The sequence below is a fragment of the Paracidovorax citrulli genome, from assembly GCF_900100305.1.
GTDB classification, from domain to species: Bacteria; Pseudomonadota; Gammaproteobacteria; order Burkholderiales; family Burkholderiaceae_C; genus Paracidovorax; species Paracidovorax citrulli.
On record NZ_FNEY01000057.1, the window covers coordinates 1 to 9,237 of the forward strand.

Sequence of the window (9,237 nt, forward strand, 5' to 3'; positions counted from 1 at the left end):
GCCAGCTCGTCGGGCGTGGCGCTGTGCGGTGGCAGCAACCTGCCCACCGCTCTGTCTTTGAATGCTTGTCCGTATCGTGCCAACTGGCTTCTCGCTCTTCGCCCCCGGGGTGAAACACACGGCAGCGGGCCGGCGCCTGAAGGCACCTGCAAGGCTGTGCATTTGTGGACGATGCGCTGCGCGCACCGGCCCGCTTGCCGTGGACAACGCTTCGCGTTGCCCACCACGCAGACCTTCGACCACAACTACACAGCCTCCTACTACCTTCATGAACTCCGAACACCGGAGTCCTATCGAGGCGACAACTATTCTGACGCGGGGGGGTGCCTCGGCGCCTCCCTCGGCCGCCCACACCATCGAACGCCTGCCAGCCCTCCGCCACCGCGCTGCCCCACACCCAGTACTGCGCGCGCCACACCAAGTGATCGTTACGGCCGCTCATTTTCTCGGGCAACCCGTTGGGCTGCAGGTGGACGTAGTATATGCGCGCCCTAGGCTGCGGCTTATCGTCGGCCGGATGCTTGTGCACGCTGTGCGAACTGCTCACGCTGCGCACCTCGCAACGATAGGTTGTTTCAGCAAAACCGATTGAAATCCGTCATATTAACAATCAACAGGCTACAGATTTTTTGCAATAAATTCACTTCTTTCTATAAACTTGATATATATAATCTGCATCATCAACAGCATTTATTCTCAAGGAAGAGCGGATTCTTATTACCCAGTCCATGGACTCATTAAATATATAAATTAAACCACTACTGTAGTTGCATGCCCTGTTGGCATCGAGGAAATAGTCCGTTATGTCCTTGGATGTAGCGCAAAACATATCATGAGGAACTCTTTTATTATTTCGCCCGCCTTCAATCCAAATTACTCGACCTGTCTCGTGGAAGAATGGTGCTTTTAATATTTCTCTATTTGTGCTAATGATCTCCAAATCCTCTCCGGGATCATAGGGGCCTGCGTAAGAGAATTGCCATATCTTCTTCTCTGAAAATCGTCTTTTTTGCTTGTCGAAATATTCTTTCTTATAAGCATGATGGGTGCGAAATATTTTATAAATAAATATCCGATGTATTCGACGAGAAATATCCGAATTGATCTTTTCGCCGGGTATGGTTGTGTTGATCATTTAGTCCTCGAAAATATATGCCCTTGGTCGCGCCCGCTCTGGTCTTTCCATTTGATGTGTGGAAGATCGTTGCCTACATCTGTCTCCCCGCGCTGCCATCTTTCTTTGGCAGATAAACGATCTCCACTTCGATTGGTGCCCGGCTGCGGTTTATGCACCTGATATCCCTTTGAATAGTCTCCATCATCGGAGTACATTTTTCTGCGATCCATACCCCCGCGAGCCTCTTGAAGTAATGCCTTGGCTTCTGCTGCCGTGCTAACTCGTATATCCCCTTTACCTCCTTGCCGAATAGCTTCGACAGCCTTTTGCCAAGCAGATGTACCAGGGCGCACCAAGGGAAGACTGCTGGCAGTTTCGTGAGGTGTTTGGCTCATCCGGCATACAGGATTCCATCCAAGCGGATCAATCCAAGAAACCGGATTCGGCGCATATTGGTGCAGATTCACCCCACCCGCCAGCCCGATCGGGTCCGGCGTCGTGAACGCCCCCACGTCCGGGCCGTAGTACCGGAACGTGTTGTAGTGCAGCCCCGTCTCCCGGTCCAGGTACTGCCCCTGCATACGCAGGTTCTGAGGCATCGGCGCGGCGCTGTTGTCCGGTCGCTGGCCCGTTTCGTGCCTCGGTGCCTCCACCGGCCGCCCCACACCATCGAACGCCTGCCATTCCTCCGCCACCGCGCTGCCCCACACCCGGTACTGCGCCCGCCACGCCAAGTGACCGTCGCGGTCACTCATTTCCTCGGGCAGGCCGTTGGGCTGCAGATGGAAATAGTAGATGCGGGCCGAAGGCTGCGACGAGTCGTTGGCCGGAGGCGGCTCTCTGTCCGGCGGTTCAGGCTTCGCGCCCTGCGCCGATGTCTCCCGCGCTCCGAGTGCAGCCAACCAGCGCGCCGTCGCCCCCACCGGCCCCGCCACCGCATGGTGCGCATCGCTCGCGTCCCCATTGGTGAGCGGGACGGAACGGACCTTGCCCGTGGCCGGATCACCTCGCGGGTCCTCCCTCCCAGCGCCAGCACCGCGACCGGATGCTCCGGCTCCAATGGACCGGCACCATCGATGCGCGCCAGCGGCCGGTAGCTGGCCGGTTCGTACACATAGGTGCTGGTCTGCGCGCCGCGGCTCTCCTGCAGCAGCCGCAGGCCTTCCCATACGAACCGCGTCTGGCCGAAATCGTCCTCCTTGGCGATCCGCCGGCCCAGGGCGTCGTAACGGTAGCGGAAGACCTGCCGGAGGGGTTCGCCATCGCGGCCGGCACGGATCACCGCCGCGTGCGTCATGCGGTGCTGCGCGTATTAGCGTAAGTGCCGCTAAGGTATGCGCTACGACGCCCTTTTTTCCGAATGTAATTTATCAATACCCAATATTCGGAAAATTATTCTATGTTTATTTGAAATTCAATTCAACTTATTATTAATACTTTAAATTCTTTTCTGTCTTCCTTCTCATTTTTCCAAAAAACGCTGTAAGACTCAAACATTTTGATGATTTTTTGGGAGGCATCTGCATTTTCTTTTAACGCCTTCTTCGAGTTCTTTATATTTATTTGTATTTTTTTTTCTTTTATCCAACTTAAATCACGCATGCATTCATCAACTGCATCCATATTTTCCCCAAAATAACTTGGGAAAGAAAATTCATTCCTCATGGTACGAAGGAAAAAATTCCTATTCAAACATTTGAGCAGATCAATTGTCACCTCAATTTTTTCCATTTGATTTTCCAAAAAATCCTTTTCCACCTTCGATGCGAGAATTATCTAATCAACGACCTCGCCAATTTCTACCATCGAAAAGAGGCAAATATTGCGAGTCACTTATTTAAATCTTTCGAATGATCGATAGTGATCATTGGTATAATATACACGATTATCACTACCGATCACAACACGACGTTTCCCTCTGTCTGCGCCATTTGCGCGCTGAGCAGGGGTAGGGGGTGTATTGTAATCGTGCTCCGTATAGGTAATTGACTTTCCATCACGTCTCCTCGGAAGAACTCCGTCACTATTCTCAAATACCTTGGCATTTCCTTTATTACTTTTATTTTTTTCGATGATCTTGTTGATTCTTCTTGTTTTGGATTGACCAAATTTCCCAAAACGACACAAACCTAATGGATCGGCCCAATAAATAGGGTTTGGTGCATATTGATAAAGATTTACACCCCCAGCCAACCCAATCGGGTCCTGGCTGATGAATCGCCCGATATCGGGATCATAATAACGGAAGGTGTTGTAGTGCAGCCCCGTTTCCCGATCAAGGTACTGCCCCTGCATGCGGAGGTTTTGCGCAATAGGCGCCGCCCCCGCCAGGGTCCGGATAACGGCTTCTCCGGCAGTCGCATCCACTGCCCGCCCCGCATCGAACGTTTGCCACTCCTCGGTAACGGCACTGCCCCATATGCGGTATTGCGCACGCCACACCAGATGGCCGTCGCGATCGCTCATCTCTTCGGGCAATCCATTGGGCTGCAGGTGGAAGTAGTAGATGCGCGCGGACGGCGCAGATGCGGAGGCGGTCTGTTGTGCCAAGTCTGGCTCTGGCATCCGCACGCTGGTCGACTTCTCTGCCGTTCCCTTGCGCTCCGCCTCCAGCTCAGCCAGATAGCGCGCCGTCGCTCCCACCGGCCCAGCCACCGCATGGTGCGCATCGCTCGCGTCCCCATTGGTGACCGGGACGGAACGGACCTTGCCCGCGGCCGGATCACCTCGCGGGTCCTCCCCCGCCAGCGCCAGCACGGAGACCGGATGCTCCGGCTCCAACAGGCCGGCACCATCGATGCGCGCCAGCGGCCGGTAGCTGGCCGGTTCGTACACATAGGTACTGGTCTGCGCACCGCGGCTCTCCTGCAGCAGCCGCAGGCCTTCCCACACGAACCGTGTCGCGCCGAAATCGTCCTCCTTGGCGATCCGCCGGCCCAGGGGGTCGTACCGGTAGCGGAAGACCTGCCGGAGGGGTTCGCCATCACGGCCCGCGCGGATCACCGAGGCATGGGTCATGCGGTGCAGCGCGTCGTAGCGGCAATGCAGTTCGGTGTGCGCACCGATGCGCTTGCGCACCAGCCGGCCGAAGCCGTCGTAGTCGTAGCGCTTGTCCTGCAGCACCTTCACCCGGTTGTGGCGCACCCAGCCCCGGCTGCCCTCGGCGCCTTGCGGCACGGGCGCGTCGAGCCTGTTGCCGGCCGGGTCGTAATGGAAGACCTCGTGCAGCGCCTGCTGCAGGGCCGGAGACGCACCGCCCACGGCCCCTGCGGCCTGCAGCGTGGCGGACAGGACGTGGCCGGCCGGGTCATAGCGGTAGCGGGTCTCTCCATTGCGGCTATGTCGCGTGCGCACCAGTTCGCCCGAGGCGTCATAGTCCCATTGCTTGCGCAGCCCGTCCGACGGCATTCCCATGCCCGACGCGGCCGATGCATCCGGCATCTGTCCCGCCCAGTCCGCACCCACCCGCAGGCTCGCCGACTGCGTCCACTGCGCCCGCCGGCGGCCCAGCGGGTCGTAGGCCCAGCGGCTCGCCCAGCGCCCCTGCGTGCGCAGCACCTCGCGGTGCAGGTCGTCGCGCTCGATGTCGGCCACCACGACGCCGTCCAGGCTGATCTGGTGGACATGGCCGCTGCCGTAGTGCAGGTGGCGCAGCACGCGCCCGTCCGGCAGCTCGGTGGCGAGACGGTTGCCCAGCGGATCGTGCGTATGGCGTAAAACGATATGCGTGCCCGCATCGGCATCCCGCGCCGACTCCAGGTCCAGGTCTCCCAGCAGGCTGTAACCGAATTCCGCCGCCTGCACGGGCGACTGGCCTGCATCATCGAGCGTTTCCGCGCGCACCAGCCGGTTCATCCGGTCGTAGGCGAAGCGCTGCACGATGGTGTCTTGCGGAGACGATGCGCGCGTCACAGCCTGCACGCGCTTCTCGATCAGCCGGCCAATGGCATCGCGCTCATAGGCGCTCTGGATCGATGCGGCTGGCGCGTGGCCTGGTATCGCGTGCTCGGTCACATCGTCCTCGCCGGGATCTTCCCGCAGCGCCACCACGCGCCCCAGCGCATCGTGCGCGAACGATCGCCGGCTACCGTCAGGCCGCAATTCCTGCACCATCCGATTGGCCGTGTCGTAGGCAAAGCGGTACGTGGCGCCGTTCTCGCTGACGAGGCTCGCGAGGCGGTGCGCCCCGTCGTAGCCCAGGTGAATCGTAATGCCATCAGGCCGCTGCAATGCCAGCAGCTTGCCGTGGATGTCGTAGCGGTAGTGCGTGAGCCGGTTGCTCGAATCACCCGCTGAAACTAGCTGGTCTGCGCCGTCGTAAGTGTATCGTTCCGCTGTTCCGTCCGCCTGCGTCACGCTCAACAGGCGGCCCAATGCATCATGCACGTAGTGGGTGGTCTGCCCCAGCGCATCGATGTGCTTGCTCAGGAACCCGTTGGCGTCGTACTCGAAGCGCGTGGTCTTGCCCGAGCAATCGGTGTGGCGCACCAGCAGGGCGCGTTCGTCCCAGGCCCATTGCTGGCGTCCACCGTTCGCGTCGATGGTGACCACGGGCAGGCCGCGGGGGTCGTGCAGCGTGGATTCACGCCAGCGCGCCTCGTCCTCATCGCCCGGAATATGCGGGGGTGCGCCCGGGTCCAGCGGCGGTCCGAGCACCTCCGTGCGGTTGCCGCGGTCGTCGTAGGTGTAGTGCCAGCGGGTGCCGTCCACGGCGGTGGCCGCGCGCACGCGCTGCAGGCGTTCGTGCCAGTCCAGGCGGGCGGTCTGCCCCAGCGGGTCGGTGGCGCCGGTGAGGTTGCCCAGGCGGTCGTAGGTGAAGGTGAACCGGCTGCCGTCCGCACGCGTCCAGGCCAGCAGTTGCCACAGGTCGTTCCACTCCATGCGCTGCACCTGCCCCAGCGGATCCTCGATGCGCGTGACGTTCTGGTCCGCATCGTGGTCGAAGAGCTGCACCCGTCCGAGGTGGTCCGTGACGCGCGTGCGCCGATCGCCGGGCCGTTCGCCGGGCAGGTCGTATTCGAAGGTCCAGGCGGTGGCGGGCATGCCCGGGGCTGCGTCCTCCAGCCAGTGCTGCACCACGCGGCCTTCGGGCGCGGGCCGGTCCCACCGGTAGCGGGCCACCAGCCCGCTCGCGAAGGTCTGCGAGACAAGGGTGGTGCCCTCCCAGGTGAAACGCCGCACGCAGCGGCCCAGGCGATCGATGACCTGGGCGAGCTGGCCCTGGGCGTCGTAGCGGTATTCGACCAGCGTGCCGGCCGGGCCGCCCGCCGTGAGGTCCACGCGCACGAGACGCAACCCGCCGGCCTGCGCGTAGCGCAGCGCGAGCCGGTGGCCCGCGCTGTCGGTCACATGCCGCACCACGCCATCGGCATCGCGGTGGAAGTCGATGGTGTTGCCGTTGAAATCCGCCCATTGCTGCAGCCCCAGGCGTTCGCCATCGCTGCTGCCGGCGCGCTGGCCGAAGCAGTAGATCCAGCCCAGCGCAGGCATGCCGATGAAGTAGGCGCCGCCCTCCCCGCGGCTCAGTTGCACACCTTCCGGCACGCTGAACATCTGGGCACCGGGCGGCAGGTCGTCGAAGGGAATGTCGCGGCCGGCCTCGTCGATGAAGTGCGCCTTGCCGCCCTCGAAGACCAGCTCCACGCTGAAAGGCAGGCTCCAGCCCGTGCCCAGCGCACCCGTGCGCGCATCGCAGGATGCATAGGCGCGGCGCCATGCGATGGGCAGCGCCCCGGGCAGGCTGAAGTCGGTGTCGTCGTCGCCCAGCAGCACCTTGGCGCCGGTCACCACGTGCACCGGCTTGCCTTGCAGGAAATTACCGAGGGCTGTGCCTGCACTATCGCCAGCGCCGGTCGCGGCAGAGTGGCCACCGTCGAAGGACGGCAGGATCTCGCCCATTACCTTCGCGCCCACCACGCCGGAGAGCACGGCCATCCCGAAACATTTGACGCCGGCCTTCAGCGCGCCAGCGGCGCCGCCGAGGATGCCCGCCCAGAAGCGCGCCTTGCTGGCGAATTCGCGGTCGGACTGCGGCACTTCGCGCTCGCGGAAATTCGCGACAGGCACGGACTCGCCGCCGATGAAGACGTCCTCCGAGCCCTTGCTGATCTTGGCCTCGCAGTCCACGCAGTCGCCTTCACGCGCGGCGCGGTAGCTGTCGATGAAAACGTTCTCGCTGCCGAAGATGACCAGGCTGGTGGGCATGCTGTGCTTGTCGCATGTGGCCACATCCAGTCCGGTGCGGATCGCCGGCTTGCCGTTGATGAAAACCGTGGTCGATCCGGTCGCTGTGAGCGTGCCGCAGTCGGAAGTAAAACTTCGCCCGAAGGCCTCGCCGAACGACTGAACGAAGTCGCCCACCAGCGAGAACGCATGCGCCACCACGAACGACGCCACGGCCACACCGATGCCGATCGCGATCCCTGCGGCCGTGCCGAGGCCCGGGCAGGCGATCGTCCCCACCACGGCGCCGATCGCCACCGCGGCCCCGAATTCGATGCCGACCGCCGCGGCCGCGCCGGCAGCGTGCCCCTCGCGTGCATAGGTATGGGCGATCGGATCGTGCAGTCGGGCGGCCTTGGGCATGACGTGGTGCGTCTAAAGCTGATGTGAGATGAGATATAGACCGGCGGCCTCACGCGCGCAGGCGCAGCGTGTGCAGGACCGAGGCCCAGTGGGCGACGTGCTCCTCCTTCCAGGGACCGGCGTAAGTGCCGGTCACGACCAGTGCGCGACGCCCGGGCATCTCCGCGAGCACGATCTTCTGGTGGATCGGATGGCCCTGCTTCGTGTAAGTAACGTAGGCGCCCGCAGCATTGGGCGCTCCACCAGCGGCGGATGCAGATGCCGATGTTGGCTGCGTACCCGCTGGCGCATTCAAAGGCAGGTGGGTCGTGCCGAACTCCAGCTCCTTGAACTGCTTGCCCGACGTGGACAACGCCTTGACCTGCTCGCGCAGCAGTTGTTCGACGCTTCCACCCTCGTCGAAGTAGTCTCGCGTGATAACCACGCTGAAAGGCAGCGCGGGATCGCCGAAGACCAGCACGTTCACGCTGCGGTCGATGAAGCTGCCCTCGGGCAGGTCGAAGGTGGCTTCCTGGATGTGGTACTGCATGGGTCGTTCCGCGGCCAAGGCCGCGAGAGGGTCAGTTGATGTTGACGGGCTTGCCCAGCACGGTGAGCACGTCCTTGAGCTCGATGAGCCCGTTCTTTCCGCGGATCTCCACCTTGCCGTCGCTGGTGAGCGTGATGGAGGCGCCCTCGCCCGCCGTGAGCGTGATCGTCGCGCCCGCCTGCAGGCGGATGTGCTGGCCGGCCTTGACGAGCACCGAGTCCTCGGTGGCCTGCAGGTTGACGTTCTGCTGGCCCACGACGGTGGCGGTGTCCGTGCGCGAGGCCAGGGTCGCGTTCTGCTCGGCGGTGAGGTTGAGGTTGCCCGTCTGCGCATCGGTGGCGATGTCGCCCGCGCCCACCGTGGTGCGCTGCCCGCCTTCGGAGACGTGCGTCAGCATGCCGGCCTTGGCGAGCTGCGTGAGCTGCGCGCCGCTGGAAACCGTGATGTGCTGCGTGGCGTGCATCGACGCGCTCTGGCCGGAGCTGATGACGATCGGCTTGGGGCTGACCATCGTGTGGCCCTGCGGGCTCACGATGGAGACGATGGGCTGCGTGATGTCGCGCGAGAGTTCGCGCAGCGCCTGCGACTGCGGCATGGCCGGATCGGTGTCGGACGGCAGGGCCGCTTCCGGCGCACCGCCGCCACCACCCTGGAAGGCCGAGAGCGCCGCCGCGGCCTTGGACAGCGATGCCGATGCCGCCTGCGCGCCGGTCATGGCCGCGATGCCCGCGCCCAGTTCCATCATGTGCGAGGTCTTGAGCGAGTTGAGTGCGCCGAGGTTCGCGTCCAGCGTCTGCGCCGCCTGGCTGGCCTGCTGCATGAGCGATGCCGTGCCGGCCAGGCCCGCGCCCAGCTGGTCGAAGCCGTCCGGGTTGAAGTTGGCCGCCATGGACGTGAAGTCCTGCGGATAGGTGGTGATGAGCAGGCCCTTGTCCGCGCGGATCGAGCCCCACAGGTCCGTGCGCAGCTCGAAGCCATACCCCCGCTGCGACCCCGTGCCCTGGTG

At 62.6% G+C, this 9,237-nt stretch carries 6 protein-coding genes and 1 pseudogene; 1 reads left to right on the forward strand and 6 read right to left on the reverse strand.

Annotated features, from left to right (window positions below):
- Positions 1–640 precede the first annotated feature (640 nt).
- Both BLR99_RS22910 and BLR99_RS23975 read right to left on the reverse strand, forming a co-directional pair.
- Positions 641–1,135, reverse strand: a complete 495-nt coding sequence (locus BLR99_RS22910) for a hypothetical protein (protein WP_138919958.1) — start codon at positions 1,133–1,135, stop codon at positions 641–643.
- Between the two features lie 392 nt (positions 1,136–1,527).
- Positions 1,528–1,914 (reverse strand): annotated as a pseudogene (locus BLR99_RS23975) (RHS repeat-associated core domain-containing protein); the annotation flags it as partial.
- A 248-nt stretch (positions 1,915–2,162) separates the two neighbouring features.
- Here BLR99_RS23975 and BLR99_RS23980 point away from each other — a divergent pair.
- Positions 2,163–2,438 carry a hypothetical protein gene (locus BLR99_RS23980; protein ID WP_017438628.1) on the forward strand — a complete coding sequence of 92 codons (276 nt, stop codon included), beginning with the start codon at positions 2,163–2,165 and terminating at the stop codon, positions 2,436–2,438.
- Between the two features lie 98 nt (positions 2,439–2,536).
- Here BLR99_RS23980 and BLR99_RS21945 read toward each other — a convergent pair whose 3' ends face one another.
- The 4 genes from BLR99_RS21945 to BLR99_RS21960 form a co-directional block, all read right to left on the reverse strand.
- Positions 2,537–2,848 (reverse strand): barstar family protein, encoded by a 312-nt coding sequence (locus BLR99_RS21945; protein WP_074687519.1) that lies wholly within the window; start codon positions 2,846–2,848, stop codon positions 2,537–2,539.
- A gap of 102 nt (positions 2,849–2,950) precedes the next feature.
- Complete coding sequence (locus tag BLR99_RS21950) at positions 2,951–7,702, reverse strand: RHS repeat-associated core domain-containing protein (protein WP_011796406.1); 4,752 nt, start codon at positions 7,700–7,702, stop codon at positions 2,951–2,953.
- A gap of 49 nt (positions 7,703–7,751) precedes the next feature.
- Positions 7,752–8,231, reverse strand: a complete 480-nt coding sequence (locus BLR99_RS21955) for a DUF1795 domain-containing protein (RefSeq protein WP_011793664.1) — start codon at positions 8,229–8,231, stop codon at positions 7,752–7,754.
- 31 nt (positions 8,232–8,262) lie between these two features.
- A partial coding sequence (locus BLR99_RS21960) for a DUF2345 domain-containing protein (RefSeq protein ID WP_139160203.1) occupies positions 8,263–9,237 on the reverse strand: 975 nt, incomplete at its 5' end.

What these genes read in the sequence shown, in the direction of transcription:
- BLR99_RS22910 (WP_138919958.1), bottom strand. Translation starts at nt 1,135, where the DNA reads ATGATCAACACAACCATACCCGGCGAAAAGATCAATTCGGATATTTCT.
- BLR99_RS23980 (WP_017438628.1), top strand. Translation starts at nt 2,163, where the DNA reads ATGCTCCGGCTCCAATGGACCGGCACCATCGATGCGCGCCAGCGGCCG.
- BLR99_RS21945 (WP_074687519.1), bottom strand. Translation starts at nt 2,848, where the DNA reads ATGGAAAAAATTGAGGTGACAATTGATCTGCTCAAATGTTTGAATAGG.
- BLR99_RS21950 (WP_011796406.1), bottom strand. Translation starts at nt 7,702, where the DNA reads ATGCCCAAGGCCGCCCGACTGCACGATCCGATCGCCCATACCTATGCA.
- BLR99_RS21955 (WP_011793664.1), bottom strand. Translation starts at nt 8,231, where the DNA reads ATGCAGTACCACATCCAGGAAGCCACCTTCGACCTGCCCGAGGGCAGC.